This is a genomic window from Streptomyces humicola (assembly GCF_024436035.1).
Lineage (GTDB): Bacteria > Actinomycetota > Actinomycetes > Streptomycetales > Streptomycetaceae > Streptantibioticus_B > Streptantibioticus_B humicola.
Genome location: NZ_JANFNG010000034.1, coordinates 21,566 through 42,949, shown reverse-complemented (window position 1 = coordinate 42,949; position 21,384 = coordinate 21,566). Strand labels below are relative to the sequence as shown.

Genomic DNA, 21,384 nt, shown 5'->3' with positions numbered 1-21,384 from the left:
CCTCGGATGTCTGCCCGTGGCATCGGTCTGGTCCTCTCTCAGTTCAGGCGACGGGCTGCTGTCGCAGTACGCGTTCCACCCGGCCGCGGTGGAATCGGAAGATCAACAGGGCATGGGTCAGAGGCTTCACGGGTGTCGTCGTTGTCGGACATACACAGCGCTAGCGATGCCGGCGTCCGCGTGCGGGTTGGGCGTGGACAGGAACCCGCGCAGCCCCAGCCGCTCCTCGGCGGCGTGCATGCGCGCGCACCCGCGCTCGCGGCTGAACTTCGCCTCCTGTTGGAGGAAGATGTCCGGCAGGTGCTCGCTGAGGATGTCGAGTACGAGGTCGCGATGCTCGCCGTTTCGGCCTCCGTCGGCCTCGACGTTCCAGACCGCGACAGTAATGGTGTTGGTCAATTGGGCCTCTGTCGATGGTTGTGGTTGTGGTTGTACGGATTCGGTGACCCGCTCGGAGCGGCGGGTGTGTGAGCGACGGGGAGCTAGCCGTCATCCAGCGGCGGCGTGTCTTGTACGGACGCCGGCTGTGGGCGAGGGGCGAGCACGTGGTACGCGGCCACGACAGCCGGGCCGACCGAGCCGAGGGCGACAAGGGCGACCGCGAACCGCCACCCCGGTACCGAGATCGGCTCGGCGGGCGCAGCGTGACGGCCGGTCATCTGACATCCTCCAGCCGTGCGGGGGTGAGATCCTTTTCTGCCGCCTCCCACCCGATACCGCCGCCGGGGTAAGGCACCACAAGGGTCGTGTCCGAGCCGTTGCCCAGGTAGCCGCGCTGGTCGTACGGCTCACCGACCGCCATCACGCGGCCGAACTGGTGGCGGGCCGAGTCGTACACGACCCGGCCCGCCACCAGCCAGGCCGGGGGCTGCGCTGACGCGCTGTCTACGGCCGCGCTCACCGCTCAGTCTCCGGCCGCGGCGGGGTAGAGTCGCCCGAATTCAGCGTTATGGCGACTGTGCAGGGCCATGGTCCGGGGCAGCCAGCCGTGCACCGGCCGCTGTCCTTGTTGTAGCGGTGACGGCCGTACCGGGAGTGCTCGGCCGTAGTGTGCTCGCCACCCGGCACGTTGTGGACGGCGGCGCTCATGAGATCGCCTCCGGCATCCAGGGGCCGAATCCAGCCGCGGCATCGGCGATCCAGCGGAGTCGCTGGACCTGGCCGGGGGTGCGACGGGGCAGCGGGATGCCGGGGCGCATCTCGATCGGGGTACGGCTGTCGGAGGCGATGGCGAGGAATCCGCCACGGTCGGCGACCAAGGCCGTGAGCGTTTCGTACGCCGTGGTGTCGGCGGCGATCATGCGGCGTTGCCAGGTGACAACGCCACGGGCGCTCCCGGTACCAAGGGCGGCGGTGATCTCGCACCAGCCGGGCCGGCCGGTCAGGGGCGCGGTCGTGCCGGTGTCGCAGACAGCGGCGGCGACGGTCCAGTGACGGGCCTCGGCATAGTCCCGGCAACAGCGCATCAGATGGGACGCTTCGTCATCGCTGACATCGGTGGCGATGTAGAGGGCGACCGGAACGCGGCCAGTCGCCGGGCGGGAGTCACTCAACATGCCTTTAGCGTGGCTGCACCATGACTCACCGTGAAGAAACGGGGCGTGGTAGCGGCCCAGATCGCAGGCCGCCGACTACCACGGCCCGTAGTAGTTGCCCACGTCGCAAGTGATGGACTACCGCGTCCCGTGGTGGTCAGGCACCGTCAGACACCGAGTGGCACCCTGGCCATGGCGGCGATCCGCCGGACCCGGGACACGTTGTAATCGGCAATCTTGGCCGCGACCACTCCAGGCAGCGCCTGATGCCGCACCCATGCCGGGGCCATCATGCACACCTCTTCCAGCTCATCCGCTGCCGTATCCCATTGCCGCGTTTGCGTGCGCAGTAGGGCCACGTCGAGGCGCCAGCGGGCGCGGGTGGATAGCGGCATGTCGTCCGGCAGCGTGGTGGTCTCTGCCAGCCGTAGCGCTCGCGCAGTGTCGCCCAGTGCGATAGCCACCGACATGGCCTGCGTGGCGGCGTACGCGGGACCGAAGGGCTGATTCTGCTTGCCACGGGCGTGCTCGCGGCCGATACGGGCGGCAACGGCGTGCGCCTGGCTGAGCCAATCCCGGGCCGTGTCGGGGCTGGCCCCGCCGCGGGAAGCCGCTACGGCGGCGTTGGTGACCAACTGGCCATAGACGCTGAGGAGGTCGGGGTCGGTCTCGGACATGCGGGGTTCGGTCGCGGCGGCGGCCTTCGCGGCGACCTGGACGCCGTACTTGGTCTGCCCGTCGCGCAGGCTCACCCATGCGACGGTGGACGCCAGATGCGCGGCCCGCAGGTCGTCACCGACAGAGAGGGCAGTGGTCCGGCCGTAGTTCAACGCCGCGCGAGACAGGTCCCGCTGCCCCAGAAGGTTCGCCGCATACGCGGCGGTCTGGTAGGCATCGGCGAGCACGCCGGCGGCGGCACTGCGCTCCTCACCGGTGCTCGCGTCGTACACGGCGCGGGCCTCAGGCAGCAGGCGAGACAGCACGGCTCCCAGCTCAGGGTAGTCACTGACCCACAGCAGGGTGTCCGCGCGGCGAGCAGCTGCTTGCAAGCCGTCCAGTGGCCCGGGTTCGACGTGGTCGATGTCGCCCATCGCCGAGCCGTGGACGGCCGCCGACATGGCGCGCACGGCAGAGCGTTCGTCACGGTCCATGCCCCGGCGCGGTGACTGCTGGCCGAGGATCGTAGAAACGTCCGTCCCGAGGGCACCTGCGATCTTGAGCAGGAACGGCAACGACAAGGTGCCGCCCTGTTCCAACTTCCGAACGGTGCCGACACTGACGCCTGCGGATTCGGCGAGCTGCTCTTGCGTCATGTCTGAGCCTCGCAAAGACTTCACCCGCTCGCCGGTAGTGAGGTCTTGCCATGCCGTCATAACCCGGGCTCCGTTCCTGCGAGTCGCCTCACTGAGGACGTTACGCGCTTCGTCGGCGTGACAGAACCCAGGTGATACCCCAGCTCCGCAGTTGACGGTGAGACAGGCCCACATTGCTATCGGTGTCAGACATCCCATGGCGTCGGGTGTCAAGCTGTGGCGAGGTTGGCGTGGTGGGCCCAGGCGGTGGCTTCGTCGTAGCGGGTGCGGGTCTTGAGGCACCCGTGGAGGATGCCGACGAGTCGGTTGCCGACCTGGCGGAGGGCGGGGTTGTAGTCGAGGTCGCGGGCGCGTTGCTTGTCGTAGTAGCGGCGGACTCCGGGTGAGTTCTGCAGGGCGCAGAACGCCTGGCGCTGCAGCGCGTCGGCGAGGCGGTTGTTGCGGACGAAGCGGGCCTGGACGGTGTGGCTCTTGCCGGAGGCCCGGGTGATCGGGCTGGTGCCGGCGTAGTTCTTCCGTGCCTTGGCGGACGCGTAGCGGGTGGGGTGTCCCCGAACTCGGCGAGCACCCGGGCCCCGACGATCTCGCCGATGCCGGGCATCGACAGGTAGATCTCAGCGTCCGGGTGCGCTCGAAAATGTGCCTTCACCTCAGCCTCCAACGTGTCTATCTGCTCGTTGAGGGCGATCAGCAGCCGGGCGTGCGCGGTTGCTGCGGCGGCGCAGGCGGCTGCCACCGGGGTCGCGACGTCGTGCCGGGCCAGAACGGCGGTGATCTGTTTCTTCGTCAGCTTCGCCGCCCGCTCGGGTGTGGGGGCCTTGACCAGCGGCTCCAGGGCGTCGGTGCTGGTCAGCTCCAGGCTGGCGTATGCGGTCAGGGCGCCGGGGAAGTACTCGCGCAGCGTGTTCCGCAGCCGCTGGAAGGTGCGGGTGCGTTCCCAGATCAGGGTCTGGTGGGCGCGGGCGACGACCTTGACGGCCTGGGCCTGCTCGCTGTCCCCGGCGATCGGCCGCAACTGATCACGGTCGATGCGGACCATGTCTGCGAGAGCGTGCGCGTCGCCCTTGTCGCTCTTGGCACCGGAGGTTGCGTAGCGTTCCTTGAACCGGGCCGCCTGGCGCGGGTTGACCGCGTAGACCTGGTAGCCGGCCGCGAGCAGGGCCTGCACCCACGAGCCGCGGTCGGTCTCGATCCCGACCACCACCTGCCCCGGCTCCAGGTCCTCCCCGCCGTGCCGGGCGACCAGAGCGTGCAGCTTCGCGATCCCTTCGATGCCCTCCATCAGTCGGGCGGTCCCGAGCCTGCGGCCCGAACCGTCCTGGACCTCGACATCATGGTGATCTTCGGCCCAGTCGTCGCCGACGAACAGCACCCGCTTCTCCAACCTCTCGACGTACACGTGCGCGTGGCCCAGCGGAAGACACAGCTCGCGCCCTAATGGATCCAGTACTCACGCCGCCACAGCCCCGGCGGGCACGCCATCCCATCAGCAGTCGGGCCTTCCGGCCGACCAGCAGGGGCACGGTCTGACACCAGAGCTCGAAGGCTCCGGCCACAATGGTGCTCACCGGCTGGCGGCCACTCATCGAGTCTCGCTCACGACCCGATGAGTCCCATTAGGCTGCGGGCGCTGTACACAGGCCGAGCAGCGCGGCGACGCGGGCTGCGGTACCGTCCTGCCCGTCGGCGTGCACGGTGGTGATACCAAGCGCCGCAGCGGGGGGAAGATTCCGTTCGTGGTCGTCCACGAACACACATGCCTCACCGGGCAGGCCAAGGCGGTCCAGTGTCCGCTCGTAGATCGCCGGGTCCGGTTTGGCGATCCCCTCGACCTCTGAGATCACGTGTACGTCGAATAGGTCCCACACACCAAGAGCCTCATAGGGGTTGTACGGGTCCAAGCCGAAGGAATTAGACAACAGCGCAACCAGCAGCCCGGCCGCGCGTGCGTCGCGGGCAAGTTGGACCATCTCGGCTGCGGGCGCCACCCCGGTCCATGCGCGGCCCATCAGGTTCTCGTCGTCCACGCCGAGCAGCGCGGCCGTACGCCGGTTCCACTCGCGTTGATCGATCTCGCCCGACTCCAGCGCCACGTACAGGCGCCGCCCCTCGGGATTGGTCTCCAGCGTGTCGACCCACGCTTGCGGATCCAGTCCTTCCGACGCGCACCACGCGCGGTGAGCCGGATGAACGTCCACGGTCAAGACACCTGCGAAATCCAGGATCAGCGACCGATAGGGCGTGCCATTGCGAGTGCCGTGCGCCACGCTTCCACTACCTTCCCGGTACATGCCAGTCCTGCGAAGGTACCGCCTGCGGAAGGCGGGACAGGCGATCGGGGAGGTTCCGGGACGCGTGGCCGTCCTCGCACATGCCCGCTCGTCCCTCACCGGGCTCCGGGCGCTCGGTGCCCCGCCACGTGGGTCGAGGGCCATCGGTTCGCGACGACCCCGCGCGGTAGCAAGGGCTCCCGCACGCGCGCGATCCCTAACTGGTCCGTCGCATGGTCCTTACCGCCTCGAACCGTCCGTTCGTCTTGGACCCCGTGGAGCCGGCGCTTCCGCGGATGCGCTCGGGCACGGGGCAATTGCGACAGTACGCCCCGTCTACCAGGCAAAATCAGGACAGCGTGACGGATGTCACAGGCATGCGGGAGGCTTTCCGGAAGCCGCTGCCATCTGCCGCAGCCGGGCCGCCGCCGAACGCGTCTCCGGAACTCAGTCCGTTTACGGTGTCGAGAATGGGCCGCTGGCTCCGTCCTCGGTATACCGGTGGCCTCAAAGAGCCGCGCGACGCAGAGGGAGAACCGTCATGACGCTTCAACGGATGGACAACGTCGGCATCGTTGTCGAAGACCTGGACGCCGCCGTCGCCTTCTTCACCGAACTGGGCATGGAGGTCGAAGGCAAGGCACAGATCGAGGGCCTCTTCGCGGACCAGGCCGTCGGACTCGACGGAGTCCGCAGCGACATCGCGATGATGCGGGCCCCGGACGGCCACGGCAAGCTGGAGCTCGCGCAGTACCACACCCCCGCGGCGATCGGCGATGGATCGCACAACCCGCCGCCGAACACGCTGGGCCTGCACCGGGTCATGTTCGCCGTCGACGACATCGACGACACCATCGCCCGCCTGCGCCGCCATGGCGCCGAACTAATCGGCGAGGTAGCGCAGTACAAGGACATCTACCGCCTCTGTTACCTCCGCGGCCCCTCAGGCATCATCCTCGCCCTGGCCGAACAGATCAGCTAACAGCACTTCACGGCCGACCTGCAGGGAATCAGAACAACCCGGCCCGCAGCGACTGGTTGTCGTCTACCAGGAGTTGGACCACACCGCACCCGATGCCAAGGAGGCCACCTACGCCGGTGACGTGGGGCCGGGCCCGCGCTGGTTCTCCTGCTGGACCCACGGCGAATGGTTCAACGCCTTCGGCCGCGCCAGTGACATCTGGGTAGCAACCACCAACGACCAGGGCCGCAGGAATGTCTACATCAGCCTCGACTACATCTACCAGAACAACCAGCAGGACCTGCCTCCCTGCACGTGGCCGCCGGGACGTCGGCGCTCATGCCGACTCCCAAGACACCGTGCCGGGGCGGTGGGAGAAGCCGCCGCCGGTATCGACGAAGCCGGAGCGGGTATGCCGAGCCGTACCCGCCAATGAGAAGGGCAGACGCTGCTGCGTCGGACCTTCCCGTCCGGAAGGCAACGTCCTCCCCGTGCCGAAAAGAAGAAGAGGAGGACACCCACCGTCCCCGCCTCACCGTGCCGGCCAGGCGGGGACGGTCTGCCGCTCCCATGCCGCACGCGGCTGCGGCTCGTTGGGCCGGGTGTGATCATTACCCCGCTGGCCGAGGCACTGCGCCGCGACGCGGCTGTCTTACTGGACGCGTACCGGACACACCGGTGGGTACCCCAGCCGGGCGAGCGGGAGCTCGCCGACGAACTCGCCCGCGGCCGCTGGGACGCGCAGTTCCTCCGCGCTGCCTTGCGAAAGGTGCCGCCGGACGCACGCGGCGGCCGGCTCATCGACGTCCTCGAACCCGCCACCGAGGTCTTCGACCAGGCCGCCGACAAGGTACCCGCCGCCGTCATGCTGCAACTGCGCGTCCTGGTCGACGCGCTCACCACCACCCCCTGATCGGGATCCACACGCCCCTGTCGGCAGATGGAGCGCCGAGTAGGGGTTCGAGGCACCGTCACGCTGTCCGGCGGGTCAACTCCCCGCTGGCCAAGGATTCGGCGACCGCTGGCAGGACCACCGCCCATATGCACTCTGGCGCGTCCCACGTCCTCAACCGGCGCCCGTGATCCGTCCGACCCGGTCTCCACGGCGCACACGGCTGCGGTCAGGAGTCCACGAGGTAGGCCTTCTCGCCCATCATCAGCGGCGCATCGGCCGGTCCTTTGATGTAGGGGCCGCGCCAGATCACCCGATGCTCCTGGCGACTCGGATACCACTGCCGGACCTTGTGCATCCGCACTGGCCACCGGTGGTGGTACACCCGCGCCTTCTTCTCCCCCGGCGTATCCGTCGTACGCGGGGCCGGAGCCGTGAGCCGGATGACCCGAACCTCGGGATCGTCCGGCTCAGAACCGCCGCCGCGGTCGGCGGCCGTCCGCGGCCCGAACGGCGCCTGGGGCTGGTCAGCGGCCGTGATTCCTTGGCTGATGAGCCGCCAGAACGCGAACATGTAGCGGCCCGCGAAGTCGTCGAACGGGTCCTCGACACGGCCCCCGCCCCACTCCCCCATCTCGGGCACCGGCTCGGAGCGCCACTGGGAGGCCTGGGTGAGCGCCTTCTGCAGCTGACGGTGCCGCTCGGACAGATCCGCCATCGTCTCGGTGCTCTCCTCCGCCAGGCACCCATCCCCCCGCATCCCGTACATGCCATCCGGCACCAACGGCGGAAGCGGAGTCCCGGACGCGCGCGCCTGACGGACCGCCAACTGCCACTCGGCCGGCTGAACCGGCCCGTCGCGGTCCATGAACGTCGTCACCCGCACGCCCGCGTACTGCGCGGTGGGCAGGACCTGATGCTGGGTGACGAACTGCCAGCCGAACGCCGCGGTGTCCGACAGCGAGCCGGTACGGTTGACGACCACAACCGGCTCGGGCAGCACCAGCAACCCGATGGGCACGATCACGTCCCGGTCGCGGTCCAGGGTGCTGACGTCGGCCGGCTCGAGCGTCGCCGCTGCAGCCATCACCGCGGCGTGCGCGGCCGGGGAGATAACGAAGACCTCCGCCTGCCGCAGCAACTTCCCGATCTGCCGGATCTGCCACGCGGCGACCTCCCGCGGCGCCCGCGGCCACGGCGGCCTAAACCCCTGCTTGCCCAACGTCATCGACATCGCCGCATCCCACTCCAGGCCCGCCGGATCGTCGGCCACGTCCGAGAGATCGCTGTGGAGCAGCACGCCATGCAGCTCGCCGATCACGTTGTTGATGTTGGAGGCGAGCATCATCTGCACCCATGGATTACCCGACAGGTCACGCAGCGACAGCCTACGAAGCCTCTGCGCCGTCAGCGCCGCGCGGGATGCCATCCACTGCCCGGCCCGGTCCCTGCTGCGCTCCCGCTTGCCCCGGCTCGCCTTCCCCACCCCACAACCTCCCTCAAAACGGCGGCCAGTTGCCGAAGCCGTACCCGCCCCCAACAGACGCGACACGACGGGATTCACCCGTCGCCGAGAGGCGTTGACGTACTCGCCTGACGCTCGTGATCCGGTCTGCGCTGGTCATGTGTATTCCTCGCGGAGCGCAGCGACGAGTGCGCGGTACCCGCGTGCGGAGGAGAATGTCGCCGCTAGGCCGAGGACGCCCAGCAGGACAGGCGTCGTAAGGCGCAGTCCATACGGGTCGATTAGTGACGAGCGGCATGGGTCACGCGAGTCGATCCGGATCACCTTGACCGCCGGCGGTACGGTGTCTTCCCCAGCGCCGTCCGCAGTGGCGCTGCACGTCCGGCCGTCGTACCGCCAGGTGAAGGTGCACACCGTGTCGTGGTGGTCACCGCCTTCACCACTCGATACCTCGTGGCAGTCGGAGAGCGCCGCCGCCACCGGTAGCGTTGGCTTCACGAATTTGTCGAGCAGTTCATGGGCTGCGCTAGTGAGCAGCCATGCGGCGCCTGCGAGCGCCACTGCAGGGGCTACGAGCAGCCACAGCGCCGACAGGAAGTCCTTCGCTCTTCCCCGGATATAAAAGGTTGCGGTGGCGAGCACTGTCGCCACTGTCCCGGCGGCCACACCCCACCACGCGGCGCCCACTGCCGGAGACGTGGAGACCAACAGCAGCGATGCGATGCGCACCGTAGCAAAGCACACCGCCGCGGTCAGGCCGCTGATCGCGCCCGCGACCAGGATCCATACGGCGCGCTTCTCGCCGAACCGGCGCGACGGGCGGGCGGTGGCAGACATGACGGCCATGATTCCTGGCTGCTAACTCCTCTGTCTATTGGGAGTTCGGAGGAGGGCTGCTGTTGGTGGTGGTCCCGCCCGGATGTCGGTTATCAGGAGGCGGGCCGTCCGATCAGCGCCAGCCGCGAACACCCCAGCCGACATCCGTGCCGGACCTTTCACCGGATCGAGCTGTGCGAGCCGCATCCGCGGCCGGGCCGGCCTGATTCCGGGCTGCTCGCACCCGGTGGCCGCGCGGTTCAACCGAACGCGCCCAGAGGCCACGTCCACGGTGTCGGCGGCCTATTTCAGGCCAGCTCGGGAAAGCGGTCCAGGAGACGGCGTAGGTGTTTCTTGCGGTTGCCTTCCGGCAGCTCTCCGAAGTACATGCGGAGCCGGTGGACTGTTCCCACACGGATCTGTGCCGGGCCGATGATGTCGATGACGTTCTCCAGCGCACGGATTCCCCGGCTGACGTTGAAAGCAAAGTCATCCTTGATGACGGCGTCGAGCAGTGCCTCCAGATACTGGGGATCCGGCTTGAGGAAAAGGCGCGTGTAGGCGGCGAGCCGCAGTCCACCGTTCTCCGACTCGAGCCAGGAGGCAATCGGCGGGTCGGGGATACGCGCCGTCTCCCGGACCAGTTCTCCGAACACCTGCTGCATCAGGCGAGTACGCTCCGTCCCTGCGGGCAGGGACTGGCGTAGGGCCAGATAGTCGGCTGCCAGCCGATCCACCGTCTCTGCCGGGTCGGCGGCGAGCTCACCTGCGGTGTGTTCCTGCGCGGCGGTCAGGGCAACCTGGGAGGTGTCGGCGGCTCCTTCCACCTCCCGTTCCAGGCGGGCTGTGGCCGCCTCGGCCTCCTCCACCCGCGCGGTCAGCTTCCGGAACTGCACGCCTGCGCCGCCGGGCAGGGTGATGCTGTCGAAGATCTCGCCCAGCCAGGGGATTATCGCGATCACTAGTAACGTCACCGTGATTGCATCGAACCTGATGTGCGGCCACACCAGGTGTACAACCGCGGCCAGGACCGCGGTCACCGTAACCGCCAAGGCTGTGGATTTGCGTCGACGGGCATGGTGATTGCCCCCACCGCCTGACAATTCCCCCTCAGACATAGGTCAAGCATTCCAGAACAGCATTGCAGCAGCCACCCACCCGAGGAAAGCGATCACAGACTCCGGACGGCTCGCCCGCGCGCGGACGTCCCACTCCGCCTGGTCACCCCGCGCGCAACGACCGCCAACCGCCTGGTGGGAAGGATCTAAGCCGGTGTTCGCACGAGCAGCTGCGCCGCGTGGAGCGTGGCCTCGGCTGACGGCGCTCGCTGTCTGCTGAGCAGTACGGTCTCGGTGACGGCGGTGGGGGGGGGGGGGGGGGCCCCCCCCCCCCCCCCCCACCGCCATCTGCGTCTTCGGGGTCAGTCGTGGATGGTGAGGCAGCCGCGGTGGTCGATGTCGGTCCAGCCCAGGCAGAGGCGGAGGTTGTTGGGGAAGTCGTTGTTCATGGCGAAGTTCTGGGAGAGGAGGCCGCGGCCGCAGGTGTTGGATCCGATGCGGAACAGCCGGCCGCCTGCGAACAGCAGCGGTGTCGCGCAGCCGGTGTCGTCGAAGCTCTCATAGCTCTCGCCCGCGCCGAGCGTGTTGACGTGCAGCTTGGTGCCGTTCACCGCGATGCACACCGAGCGGTTGCCGAACCACTCCTGCCAGCAGGAACCCGCCGTCTGCGGCGTGACTGTGACGTTCGGTGTGTGCTGGGCGGAGGCCGGGATGGACACGCAGCCGTCCCAGTCGTTGCTGCGGGGGCTGCCGCCCTGCGAGGTGTAGGCGGTCACCACGTTGTCGGTGTCGACGTTGACGATCACGATGGCGTCCAGCTGGCGGTTGGAGATGGTGTAGGAGACGTTGTCCTTGCCGGACGCCGGCCCTTCGTAGGGGGCCGTGCTCAAGACGTGCTCGATGCACTGCACCGTGGTCGCGTTGAACGGCGGGTGGCCGGCGTTGATGTGCAGGACGCCGAAGGTGCTGGCGCTGCCGCAGCGTAATGCGACGGTGCGGTAGGTGTCCTGGTTGTCCACGGAGGTGACCAGATGGTTCGCGTCCGCATTGGGGGCGAAGCAGTCCTGGAAGCCCCCGGCCGGAACGGTGGTGGTCACCGCGGCAGCACCGGCGGCGCTCGTGACAAACCACGCCAACGTCACCACGACGGCCAGCACGCCGAGCCGACTCACGACACGGAAGATATTCGATAAGTTCATGACAAATCCCCGTTTCTCTTCAGCCGAGCATCGAACTCGGCGGGTCAGTAGGGCGGAGAGGTCAGCCGCCCAGTGCGTCGCGGATCTCGGTGACGGCCGCTGCCGGATACGGATGCGGCCAGCCCGCGATCGAGCCGTCCGGCCCGGCAGTGGCACCGGCCGCGGTGAAGCCATGCAGGAAGGCCGTGACGAGCTCCTGGCGGGGCGCCAGCTGCTTCAGCAGCACCTCGCCCCGGATCGGCATCCACTGCGCCGCAGTGCCGGTGATCCAATTCGGGATCGCCAGCGCGTGCACCACCAGGGCAAGGTGATCGGGCGCGACCGTAGCGAAGTCCAGGAAGACCCCGCCCGGCTCATCGCCCCACAGCACCGCCTGCAGACACGTCTCGGGCTCCGGATGGGCCAGGGCTGCGACGGCCTGAGCCAGGTGCCGGAAGGCATCATCGATCCCGGTCGCCCGGAAAGCGCGCCGCTGCGCACCGGAGCCCAAGGCGAGCTCACACCAACCCGCCGAGAACTGGAACACCACCGCGTCACTCATGCCCCACATCCCTCCCCGGCAACGACGCTAGCATGCAGGCCACGCCAGAAACGCCAACTCGCCCCCACATGGCCGAGAGTGACGCCCGCGGGGAAGCTGGGGGACGGCCGGTCATTTCCGCGCAGGAACGCCTCGTCGTGGGCCTGGGCAGTCGAGCGCCTCGCCGGAGGCGGCCACCGGTATAGCCGCCTACGGCCGCCACCGCGGCCACGGCAGCGGCCGTACGCGGCAGCCCGTGTGATAGAGACCCCTGCGCAGTGCGTGCCGTCGGTGTTGCCTGGTGTTTCCGCGGGGCCACGAAGCGCAGCGTGATCACTGGCATGGTGGCGAACCCTCCTCTTACGATGGGCACTTGCTGCGGTGATCACAGCGATGAGGCCGGGGCGTCATGCCGGCTGCGTGACGATCACCGACCGTGGAGGGAGGGTGGGCGAGGTGCGGGCGCGGATTGCTCTGAGCGGCGGCGACGATGTCGGGGAACGCGCTGCCTTGTGGGATTGGTTGCACGACGAGCCCGAGTTGCGGGGCGGCATCGCCTGGGAGAAGCCTCCTCCCGACCCGACTCACCTGGGCGGTGCTATGGAGGTGCTCACTGTTGCCTTAGGGTCCGGCGGTGCAGGGGTTGCCCTTGCCAAGTCGCTGGTCACCTGGCTTCAGAAGCTGTGACCAAAGCGATTTTGGGGCTTGAGGATCGGACGGGGTTTCGGCTCTCGGTTCCGTTCGAGTGATCGCGTACCAGCCGGCGCATGAAGGAAGGGCCTCCTGCACAGCTCGGAGATGTCGAGTCACCGGAGCAGGAGGAGGCCCTGTTGTCCCAGTCTGTCGCTTCCGCTATTGCGGCGTCCAACTGCGGCGTGTCGGACTGTGATTGCCTCGCGCACCGGTTCGGCAACGCCGCCGACCACGAGGACCGCGAGCGCCGCTACCCCAGCGATCTCACCGACGCCGAGTGGGCCGTGGTACGCGACGCGCTGCCGCTGCCGCGCTGGCTGGAGGGTCGCGGCGGCCGCCCGGAGGGCTACTGCCACCGCACCATGGTCGACGCCGTGCTCTACCTGGTCGACGGCGGCATCAAGTGGCGGGCGATGCCCGCCGACTTCCCTCACTGGCGGGCCGTCTACCGCTTCTTCCGCCGCTTCCTGACCCAGGGCCTGCTCACCGAGCTGCACGACCGGCTGCGCCGCCGGCTACGGGTCAAGGAGGGCCGTGACCCGGAACCGTCCGCGGGGATCATCGACTCCCAGTCGGTCAAGGCCGACGCCACCGTGGGTGCTGCCACACGCGGCTACGACGGCGGCAAGAAGATCAACGGCCGCAAGCGCCACCTGGTGGTGGACTGCCTGGGCCTGCTGCTGGCCGTGCTGGTCACCCCCGCCTCCACCACCGGGTTCGCCCACGAGGCGTAGGTCGGGGTGAAGCACAACTCGACCTTGTGCTTCTTGGCCCAGCGGCGGATGTCGGTGCCCTTGTGGGCGGACAGGTTGTCCAGGATCACGTAGATCGGGGCGCCGTCGGGCCGGGCGGCACGGATCGACTTCAGCGCGGCCAGCGTGTTGGCGGCGCCCTTCCTGCGCCGGTTGACGCCCCACAGGGTGTCGTCGCCGACCGAGTAGCAGCCGTGGAAGTACCGCACCCCGTGGGTGCGGTGATAGGTAGCGGGCAACCGGTCGGGGCGTTTGCGTTCCGCCCAGCCCGAGCCCGCGGTGGGCCGGATCCCGAGCGGGCCGAACTCGTCGAATGCGAAGACCCGGTCCGGGAAGCTGTCCAGGACTACCTCGATCCGGTCCAGCTTCGCCTCGCGGTCGGGGTCCGGGGACTCCTTCCACGTCTTGGTGCGCTGGAAGGTGACGCCGCGGCGGGCGAGCAAGCCGCGTAACGCCTCGCGGCCGATGCGGATCACGCGGCCGTCGACTTTGCGCAGGTAGGCGACCAGCTTGCGCAGTGACCAGCGGGTGAAGGGCTGGCCGAGCTTGGTCGGTCGGGTGGTGGCGGTCTGGATGACGAAGTCCTCGTCATCAGGGCTGAGCAGGCGGGGACGGCCTCCCGCCCACTGAGGGTCCAGGCAGGCCAGCCCGATCTCGTTGAAACGGTGGATCACGTCCCGGACGGTGTCCTCGTCGGCCTGCACCAGCTGGGCAATCACCGGAACCCGGTTGCCGCCGGCCGAGGCCAGCAGCAGCATCGCGCGCCGATAGCGCACCGAGTTGGTGCTCCCCCGGCGCACGATCTGCTGCAGCTTCTGCCCCTCCTGGTCGGTCAGTCTGCGCACACGGACAGGCTCGGCCACCGCACCTCCAGCGGTCGGATCGGACGTCACCGCACATCCAACCGCCACGACCACCAACCCGGCGAACCTATGCGGTCACAGCACTAGCCGTTGGTGCGCTCGATCACCCAGCGGCGGGGCAGCACCTGGAACCCCGTGGTGGCCTCGGTGCGCTTGACCACCGTGAGCGCCAGGTGCAGCGCCCGTTGGGCCCACTCGACCAGGGCGCCGCTGTAGCTGCTGTCGGCCCAGATCAGCCTCAGGCGGAAGTACCTCTCGCGCAGGCACGGCAGCATCACGGTTGCGGCGTCGCGGTCGGTGGTGGAGGCGGGGGTGACCAGCACGGCCAGCAGCAGGCCCAGGCAGTCCACCACCAGGTGGCGCTTGCGGCCGTTGATCTTCTTGCCGCCGTCGTAGCCGCGTGTGGCAGCACCCACGGTGGCGTCGGCCTTGACCGACTGGGAGTCGATGATCCCCGCGGACGGTTCCGGGTCACGGCCCTCCTTGACCCGTAGCCGGCGGCGCAGCCGGTCGTGCAGCTCGGTGAGCAGGCCCTGGGTCAGGAAGCGGCGGAAGAAGCGGTAGACGGCCCGCCAGTGAGGGAAGTCGGCGGGCATCGCCCGCCACTTGATGCCGCCGTCGACCAGGTAGAGCACGGCGTCGACCATGGTGCGGTGGCAGTAGCCCTCCGGGCGGCCGCCGCGACCCTCCAGCCAGCGCGGCAGCGGCAGCGCGTCGCGTACCACGGCCCACTCGGCGTCGGTGAGATCGCTGGGGTAGCGGCGCTCGCGGTCCTCGTGGTCGGCGGCGTTGCCGAACCGGTGCGCGAGGCAATCACAGTCCGACACGCCGCAGTTGGACGCCGCAATAGCGGAAGCGACAGACTGGGACAACAGGGCCTCCTCCTGCTCCGGTGACTCGACATCTCCGAGCTGTGCAGGAGGCCCTTCCTTCATGCGCCGGCTGGTACGCGATCACTCGAACGGAACCGAGAGCCGAAACCCCGTCCGATCCTCAAGCCCCAAAATCGCTTTGGTCACAGCTTCTTACTGCAGGTTGATCCGGTGCGGATGCGTCGGGTCGGCGGGGCAGACGAAGATCCTCAGGGAGCCTCCGCGGCCGACGGTGATGTGTGTGGGGATGTTGGCGTCCATCGTGTCGATCACGGCTCGGTCCTCGATGGGTACCCAGCTGCGGCTGCCGTTGTCCCATTCTTTGCTGTCGATGGTGACGAGGAGCTTCATGGTCCGGCCGCATGCGCAGGTGAGTTGCGTCGGGCCGGTGACATTCCAGGATGCGAAACCGCCGACCTTCCAGCCCGGTGGAATGGAGAGGTCGTACTGATAGGCGGGCCACTCCTCCTCTTCGGCTTCCTCGGCTTCTTCCTCCTGTTGTTCGTCCCACGCGTCGATGGCTTCGCGCAGCTCATCCGGGAGGAGTTCCGCGTACTGGTGTTCCAGGACCTCCTCGGGATCGACCACGCAGGGTTCGGGAACGTAGCCCTCGTACCCGACCACCTGCGGCTCGGGGGGATTGCCGAGCACCTGGACGACGTCGGCGCTGTTGCGCCAGTACAACTGGACGGACAGGTCGTGGCGGCCGTCTCCGTGGGCGTCGAATGGGCACCAGAAGATCTGCAGCAAGTCGTGGCCGGCAGGGCCTTCCAGGCCGGGGACCTCATGTCTGAAGAGCTGGGCGAGCGGCAGCAGCGGAATGGGATCGGTGTTCCGGAGCCCCGGGACGTGGTGCGTCGCCTCCAAAGCGGTGAGCCGGGCGATCTCCTCGTCCGTCGGTCCGCGCCGGCCGTCCGGTCCCGGCTGTCTGCTCCACGCCTCGGCGAGGATCCGGCGTCGTTCGCGCACGTCTTGGGGGCGCAGGCCGGTGTCGCGCGGATGCGGCTCCACGCAGACCGGCCACGGCTCGTCGGCGGGCCACAGGAAGGGCCCGCCCACCGAGCTCTGCTTCGCACTTGGCACGCCGGGCCGTGGGTGCAGGCGCGTGCCGATGGCGCGATAGTCCGACAGCTGCGGAAACAGTGCCTCGATGTCGACCGGCCGTGCCGGCGTGGTCCGCGTCATGGGGCTCCTCCGTCGATTGCAGCGTCCCCGAGCATAGTCAGCTACGCGCCGCGCCGGCGTGCCGCGGCCGCGTTACCGCGGAACGGGAATGCGTACGCCGGAGGCCGGGTTTTCGAGGTGGCCGGAGAGGTGGAATCCCCTGTTGCCGTGGGCGAGGAACTCCAGTCTGACGGGGATTGGATTGGCTCCCTCATAGATGGGTGTCACGTGGTATTGAACGATCTCGCCCTTCTTGACGGCGTCGTAAACCTTTTGCTCGAAGTTGTCTCGCATCAAGGGTGTGTTAACCGGGTCCTGGGTGAGCGTGACGAGGTTGTGCCGGGCGAGGCGGCCCTTGCCGACACCGCCGAGTCTGTTGGCGAGGAGATGTCCGCGGGCTTCGTTGAACGCGGTTCCGTCGCCCCGCCACCCGCGAGGCATCAGTCTCCCGGCCTCGCTTCCCTTGTCCAGCATTTCCGGCCGAATGGAGGCGGATATCCCCGTGGGCCGCCCAAGTTCGTCAAGCTTTCCGTATTTGACGCTGCCGTCCCAGGCGTACTGATCCTGGCATGCGGCGAGCCCGAGAGGATCGCTCCACGAGAACGGATTGCCCACATAGGCGAACTGGTTGGGAGCCGGGGCGAGTCCGAGCGGGTCGGGGGAGGTGTAGCGGGCTGTTTCCGGGTCGTAGTGGCGGAAGAAGTTGTAATTCCAGCCGGTCTCCTCGTCCGCGTACTGGCCGGGGAAACGCAACGGGCAGTCGACGGCGCCAGCCGTACGCTGCTGGGTCGTGACGCCCCAGACGGTAGTGCTCTGCTGCCACGCGAGCTCGCCGTCGAGCGTGACCAGTTCGCGGGGCGCACCGGTGAGGTCGGTGATGATGGCGTGGAAGCGCGCATCGACCTCGGCCTGCGAGAGCTCTCCGTCACCGGCGTTCGTCTGGTCGATCTGGGCGAGCGGGCGGTGCGAGTCGAGCAGGTACTCCCATGCGGTGCTGGCACCATCAGGAGCGGTCTGTTCGGCGAGCCGGGCACCGTCCCAGGTGAACCTGATCTCTTCCGCGACGCTCCCGTCCTGTGCCATCCGCTGCTTGGCGATGCGACGACCGGCCGGATCGTAAAGGTAACGCCAGCGGACGCCGTCGGGGGTGACCGTCTGCGTCAGCTGGTCCTCGGCGTTCCACGTGTAGTGCCAGATGCGTGTCTGACCGTTGAGCAGCCGCTTGGTGGTGCGCACGACGCGGCCTTGCGCATCGTGCTCGTACACGGTGCGGGTTGTGCGACGCAGCAGGGTCCCGGCGAACTCACGCTCCTCTTCCTGGCCGTCGCCGACGGGGGCGGCCGCCCTCGTCAGGTTGCCGAGATTGTCGTAGGCGTAGGTCTCGGTCCACTGGTGGCCGAGGGCGCGTCGGGGACGGCCGCCGGCGTCGAGCTCGTAGCGGCGGGTGCCCGCGAGCAGGTCCTGGATCTCGGTGAGGAACCCATCGGCGCGGTAGTGGTATTCGCGGTGCTGCACAAGCCCGCCGCCCGCCTCGCCGGACACGCCGACGGACTGGGCGGTGAGCCGGTCGGAGGCGTTCCAGCTCTGGGTGAGCATCAGATCGGCGCCGTACCTGCGCGTGGTCTCGCGGCCGTTCGCGTCGAAGGCGAAGCCGACCGTTTGGCCGCCGGTGGTCAGGGCCTCGGGGTATCCCTCCGCGTCGAAGCTCCACCTCGACACGATGCCGCTGGGTGTGCGCCGCTCCACGAGGCGCCCCAGCACGTCGTAGGCGTACGTCATGGTCCGGCCGCCCACGGTCTCGGCGACCAGACGGCGGGCCTCGTCGTAGGTCCGGTTCAGCTCACAGTGGGCGTTGACCGCATGCAGCAGGCGGCCGGCGGGATCGCGTTGGAAGCGGGTGACCTCGTCGCCGCTGCGCTGTTCCACGACCATGCCGACCTCGTCGCGGACGAAGATGATCGTTTCCTCGGCCGCGTTGGTCCGGGCGACGAGCTGACCCGCCGCGTCGTGGCGGTAGGCGAGGGTGCGTCCGTTGAAGTCGGTCTCGGACACCAGTCGGCCGGCCGGGTCATAGGCGTAGTGCCAGGTCAGCCCCTGCGGGTTGGTGACGCCGGTCAGCCGGAGTTCGGTGTCGTACGCGAAGCGATAGCGCGTGCCATCGACCGTGGTGCGTTCCGAGGGCAGGTCGAAGTGGGTGTAGGCGCTCGACGTGACGTGCCCGGCGGTGTCGGTGTGGGAGAGCTCATTGCCCTCGGCATCCCATTCCCAGCTCTCCCGGGTGCCGTCCGGATGCTCGTACCAGGCAGGGTTGCCCTCGGTCGTCCAGCCGAAGCAGTGCACGCCGCCCAGGGGGTCGGTGAGGGTGCGCACCCGGCCGAAGGCGTCGCGCTCGGCGGTAGTGACGCGGCCGAGGGCGTCGATCGTTTCGATCGGGAGACCGGCCGCGTCGTACCGGAACTGCTGGGTGTTGCCCAGGGCATCCGTGACGGAGATCAGATCGCCGGCCTCGTCGTATGCGTACCGCGTGACGGCCCCGGCCGTGTCGCTGGTGGACAGCCGATTGCCCCGTGTGTCGTAGGTGTGACGCCACCTCAGGCCATCGGGTTCGGTGGCCTCCACCGGGAGGCTCAGCTCGTTGTGGACCGCGCTCGCGCGGGTGCCGTCCGGACGCACGATGGCGGTGACGTTCTCCTCGTCGTCGTACTCGTAGCGGGTCGTGCGCCCCAGCGGGTCGGTGACAGACGTCAGCAGACGGCCCGCTCCATCCCACTCCTGCACGGTGATCTCGCCCAGCGGGCTGGTCTCGCTGACCAGGCGGTAGGCGTCGTTGTGCTGGTAGGTGGTGGTGTGGCCGAGTGAGTTGGTGAAGGACGTGGTGCGCGTCGATTCGTCGTAGGCGAAGCTGGACGACAGGAAGTTGTCCGAGCCCGCGGTTTCGATGACGCGGCCCGCGTCGTCGTAGACGTAGCGATATGCCGTGCCGTTGCGGTCGGTCCAGCCGGTCACCCGCCCCTGTGGGTCGTAGGTCAGACGCAGCGGGAGTCCGGAGGAGTTGATGATCTCCGTGAGATTGCCCGCGCTGTCGTAGCCGTAGCGCATCAGCACCGTCTCCGTGCCCGGGCCGTCGGTGTCGAGCAGACGGAAGGCGGTGATGCGGGGCAGTGCGGGATGGCGGTCGATGGCGATGCGATAACCGCCGTGGTGGGTCAGCAGGACCGGAGTGTCGTCGTCGGACCAGGTCACCTCGATGCGCCTGCCGCAGCGGTCCTCGACGGCGACGAGCCGCAGGCTCACCCCGCCCACCGCTCCAGGGGCGGGGCGGGGGTGGTCGAATACGAGGGTCTGGCCGGTCCCGGGGTCTCCGATCCGTATCGGCGTGTTCGGCTCACCACTCCAGGTCAACGGCCGCCGCGGCCCCTTGAGCGGATAGACCGCCGCGTCACCCCGCGGTATCGGATAGACCAGTCGCGCCCCGTCAGCTGCCGCGAACACCACACCCTCGGCATCGAGTTGCAGCCGCTGGTCGAGGGTTGACGCCCACGAGGGGCCGAACCAGACGCCGTGACGGTACGAGGAGACGTGGATGCGCTCCAGCACCAGCGGCAGCGCACCCGGGAGCCGCACGTCCACCTGCGGCAGCACCATGTCGCCGGTCACCACATCGACCGGGTCGGTCTTGCATGTCCGCTCGCCAGCGGGTATGGAGTCCTTATCCGTATTGCCGGAGCGCAGGTTGGCGTCGTGCTCCGCATCCCGCGCAGCATCCCGTTCCGCGTCCTCGGCCGCCTTGCCGCCGTCCTTAGCAGCGGCCTCCGCCCGCGACGCGGCCGAGTTCGCCAGACCGCCCTCGCCCGGCAGGTGCTCCTCCCCGTCGTGGGTGTGGATGTGGGCCTTGCCCGCGACGTCCTCTTCGACCTTGTCGAAGTGGTCCGCCGCGTCGTGGGCCATCTTCGAGATCCGGTAATGCGCCTTGCCCAGCGCCTGCGGGATCTTGCGCGCCATATGGTCGAGCATCTCGACCGTGGGCCTGACCAGCTTTTCGACGATCTCGCTCACGGTCGGCTCAGCCTCCGGTGGTGAACGTCAGAGCACCCATCTGGTTGCCGAAGGCCCGGCCGTGCTCGAGATTCGCCTCGGCCTGCTCGTTGATCTTGCCCGCGTGCTCACGGATCGCCCCGGTGTCCAGCTTCAGCCCCGGCGGCGGGCCACCGACGGCAACACCCGCGACCTCCTCGAAGACGAGCTTGTCGACCGCCTCGTCGATCTGCTGCTTCAACGGGCCCATCAACCCGCCCACCAGCTGCCCGATCACTTCCTGCTCAAACCGCTGCAAGATGCCGCTGAGCAGACGATTCTGCAGCTCGATCTCGCCAGCCGCCGCGAGTTCCGACAGGCCGAACGTGAAGACCGCGGCACCCGTGTCGACCAGCAGCTCACCCGCCGCGATGCCGAGCTGCGCAATACACTCGCCCTTCATCCCCTCGACGCCGACCGCCGCCACGTCCAGGCCGTCGGCCAACGCCCGGCAGGCGTCGATCAGCGTGCTCATGTGGCCCTGCGACTGCTGCGCCCACACCTGCGCCAGCGCGGTGTACGACTGCGCCGCATACGCCTGCTGCAGACCGCCGTTGACGATGCCGTGCGTCACATCGTGCGACTGCTGGCACTTGTCCGCGTACTGACGCAGCCCCCGGGCCGCATCACGCAACTGGTCCTCATCGATCTCCGGCCAGTTGAAGCCCAGCAGATTGACGACCTCGGCAAGCCAATGCGGCAAGTTGATCGACATGCGTCACGTCCCCCCGAGTCCCCCTCCAGACACAACCCTAGGGATTATACGATCAGTTGAACCTCGACCCCCGCGATACCCAACAGGTGGTCGAGAACTTGCCACGGGTTTGTCCCGTCCTGCGCGACAGAGCCGAAGACTGTACAGAGTCCCTTGCGACGCGGCCTCCAGGCTCGTGGTGCGCGCGTGCCGCCCTCAGCCAATGCCACGTTGCACGCTCGA

General features: G+C 68.5%; 20 protein-coding genes and 2 pseudogenes. 5 read left to right on the top strand and 17 right to left on the bottom strand.

Going from position 1 to position 21,384, the window contains the following annotated elements:
• Nucleotides 1-126 precede the first annotated feature (126 nt).
• From NGB36_RS28455 to NGB36_RS28425, 7 genes and pseudogenes are all read right to left on the bottom strand, one after another.
• Nucleotides 127-399: a hypothetical protein gene (locus NGB36_RS28455; RefSeq protein ID WP_255923443.1), complete on the bottom strand. Its 273-nt coding sequence runs from the start codon at nucleotides 397-399 to the stop codon at nucleotides 127-129.
• An 83-nt stretch (nucleotides 400-482) separates the two neighbouring features.
• A complete protein-coding gene (locus NGB36_RS28450; RefSeq protein ID WP_255923442.1) occupies nucleotides 483-659 on the bottom strand; it encodes a hypothetical protein in 177 nt (58 codons plus the stop codon).
• Complete coding sequence (locus NGB36_RS28445; RefSeq protein WP_255923441.1) at nucleotides 656-901, bottom strand: hypothetical protein; 246 nt, start codon at nucleotides 899-901, stop codon at nucleotides 656-658. The genes NGB36_RS28450 and NGB36_RS28445 overlap by 4 nt, the downstream gene beginning before the upstream one ends.
• 184 nt (nucleotides 902-1,085) lie before the next feature.
• Nucleotides 1,086-1,556 carry a recombinase family protein gene (locus NGB36_RS28440; RefSeq protein WP_255923440.1) on the bottom strand — a complete coding sequence of 157 codons (471 nt, stop codon included), beginning with the start codon at nucleotides 1,554-1,556 and terminating at the stop codon, nucleotides 1,086-1,088.
• Between the two features lie 146 nt (nucleotides 1,557-1,702).
• Nucleotides 1,703-2,848, bottom strand: a complete 1,146-nt coding sequence (locus tag NGB36_RS28435; RefSeq protein ID WP_505016754.1) for a helix-turn-helix domain-containing protein — start codon at nucleotides 2,846-2,848, stop codon at nucleotides 1,703-1,705.
• A 209-nt stretch (nucleotides 2,849-3,057) separates the two neighbouring features.
• Nucleotides 3,058-4,220, bottom strand: a pseudogene (locus tag NGB36_RS28430) (IS110 family RNA-guided transposase).
• A gap of 244 nt (nucleotides 4,221-4,464) precedes the next feature.
• Nucleotides 4,465-5,139 carry an HAD-IA family hydrolase gene (locus NGB36_RS28425; protein ID WP_372509550.1) on the bottom strand — a complete coding sequence of 225 codons (675 nt, stop codon included), beginning with the start codon at nucleotides 5,137-5,139 and terminating at the stop codon, nucleotides 4,465-4,467.
• A 520-nt stretch (nucleotides 5,140-5,659) separates the two neighbouring features.
• Here NGB36_RS28425 and NGB36_RS28420 point away from each other — a divergent pair.
• The 3 genes from NGB36_RS28420 (at nucleotide 5,660) to NGB36_RS28410 (ending at nucleotide 6,992) form a co-directional block, all read left to right on the top strand.
• Entirely contained in the window at nucleotides 5,660-6,100 is a 441-nt protein-coding gene (locus NGB36_RS28420; protein WP_255923437.1) for a VOC family protein, read from the top strand.
• Between the two features lie 73 nt (nucleotides 6,101-6,173).
• Nucleotides 6,174-6,515: a hypothetical protein gene (locus NGB36_RS28415; protein ID WP_255923436.1), complete on the top strand. Its 342-nt coding sequence runs from the start codon at nucleotides 6,174-6,176 to the stop codon at nucleotides 6,513-6,515.
• 168 nt (nucleotides 6,516-6,683) lie between these two features.
• Nucleotides 6,684-6,992, top strand: a complete 309-nt coding sequence (locus NGB36_RS28410; RefSeq protein ID WP_255923435.1) for a hypothetical protein — start codon at nucleotides 6,684-6,686, stop codon at nucleotides 6,990-6,992.
• A 208-nt stretch (nucleotides 6,993-7,200) separates the two neighbouring features.
• On the opposite strand, the gene NGB36_RS28405 is transcribed toward NGB36_RS28410, so the two are convergent.
• The 5 genes from NGB36_RS28405 to NGB36_RS28385 form a co-directional block, all read right to left on the bottom strand.
• Nucleotides 7,201-8,457 carry a hypothetical protein gene (locus NGB36_RS28405; protein ID WP_255923434.1) on the bottom strand — a complete coding sequence of 419 codons (1,257 nt, stop codon included), beginning with the start codon at nucleotides 8,455-8,457 and terminating at the stop codon, nucleotides 7,201-7,203.
• Between the two features lie 135 nt (nucleotides 8,458-8,592).
• Nucleotides 8,593-9,273, bottom strand: coding sequence for a hypothetical protein (locus tag NGB36_RS28400; protein WP_255923433.1), 681 nt, complete (start codon nucleotides 9,271-9,273; stop codon nucleotides 8,593-8,595).
• Nucleotides 9,274-9,560: 287 nt separating this feature from the next.
• Nucleotides 9,561-10,214: a hypothetical protein gene (locus NGB36_RS28395; RefSeq protein WP_255923432.1), complete on the bottom strand. Its 654-nt coding sequence runs from the start codon at nucleotides 10,212-10,214 to the stop codon at nucleotides 9,561-9,563.
• A 458-nt stretch (nucleotides 10,215-10,672) separates the two neighbouring features.
• Nucleotides 10,673-11,509 carry a hypothetical protein gene (locus NGB36_RS28390; RefSeq protein ID WP_255923431.1) on the bottom strand — a complete coding sequence of 279 codons (837 nt, stop codon included), beginning with the start codon at nucleotides 11,507-11,509 and terminating at the stop codon, nucleotides 10,673-10,675.
• 61 nt (nucleotides 11,510-11,570) lie between these two features.
• Nucleotides 11,571-12,050 carry a hypothetical protein gene (locus tag NGB36_RS28385; protein WP_255923430.1) on the bottom strand — a complete coding sequence of 160 codons (480 nt, stop codon included), beginning with the start codon at nucleotides 12,048-12,050 and terminating at the stop codon, nucleotides 11,571-11,573.
• A 399-nt stretch (nucleotides 12,051-12,449) separates the two neighbouring features.
• Here NGB36_RS28385 and NGB36_RS28380 point away from each other — a divergent pair, with 399 nt between their 5' ends.
• Both NGB36_RS28380 and NGB36_RS28375 read left to right on the top strand, forming a co-directional pair.
• Nucleotides 12,450-12,716 carry an effector-associated constant component EACC1 gene (locus tag NGB36_RS28380; protein WP_255923429.1) on the top strand — a complete coding sequence of 89 codons (267 nt, stop codon included), beginning with the start codon at nucleotides 12,450-12,452 and terminating at the stop codon, nucleotides 12,714-12,716.
• 80 nt (nucleotides 12,717-12,796) lie between these two features.
• The gene (locus NGB36_RS28375) at nucleotides 12,797-13,456 is read left to right on the top strand and encodes a transposase (protein ID WP_443741616.1); all 660 of its coding nucleotides are present in this window, start codon (nucleotides 12,797-12,799) and stop codon (nucleotides 13,454-13,456) included.
• Here NGB36_RS28375 and NGB36_RS28370 read toward each other — a convergent pair.
• The 5 genes and pseudogenes from NGB36_RS28370 to NGB36_RS28350 all read right to left on the bottom strand — a co-directional run.
• Nucleotides 13,432-14,337, bottom strand: a pseudogene (locus tag NGB36_RS28370) (IS630 family transposase); the annotation flags it as partial. The gene NGB36_RS28375 and the pseudogene NGB36_RS28370 overlap by 25 nt on opposite strands.
• A gap of 83 nt (nucleotides 14,338-14,420) precedes the next feature.
• Complete coding sequence (locus NGB36_RS28365; protein WP_255923427.1) at nucleotides 14,421-15,164, bottom strand: IS5 family transposase; 744 nt, start codon at nucleotides 15,162-15,164, stop codon at nucleotides 14,421-14,423.
• A gap of 198 nt (nucleotides 15,165-15,362) precedes the next feature.
• The gene (locus NGB36_RS28360; protein ID WP_255923426.1) at nucleotides 15,363-16,394 is read right to left on the bottom strand and encodes a hypothetical protein; all 1,032 of its coding nucleotides are present in this window, start codon (nucleotides 16,392-16,394) and stop codon (nucleotides 15,363-15,365) included.
• Between the two features lie 72 nt (nucleotides 16,395-16,466).
• A complete protein-coding gene (locus tag NGB36_RS28355) occupies nucleotides 16,467-20,429 on the bottom strand; it encodes a DUF6531 domain-containing protein (RefSeq protein WP_255923424.1) in 3,963 nt (1,320 codons plus the stop codon).
• A 7-nt stretch (nucleotides 20,430-20,436) separates the two neighbouring features.
• A complete protein-coding gene (locus NGB36_RS28350) occupies nucleotides 20,437-21,162 on the bottom strand; it encodes a WXG100-like domain-containing protein (RefSeq protein ID WP_255923423.1) in 726 nt (241 codons plus the stop codon).
• Nucleotides 21,163-21,384: the final 222 nt, after the last annotated feature.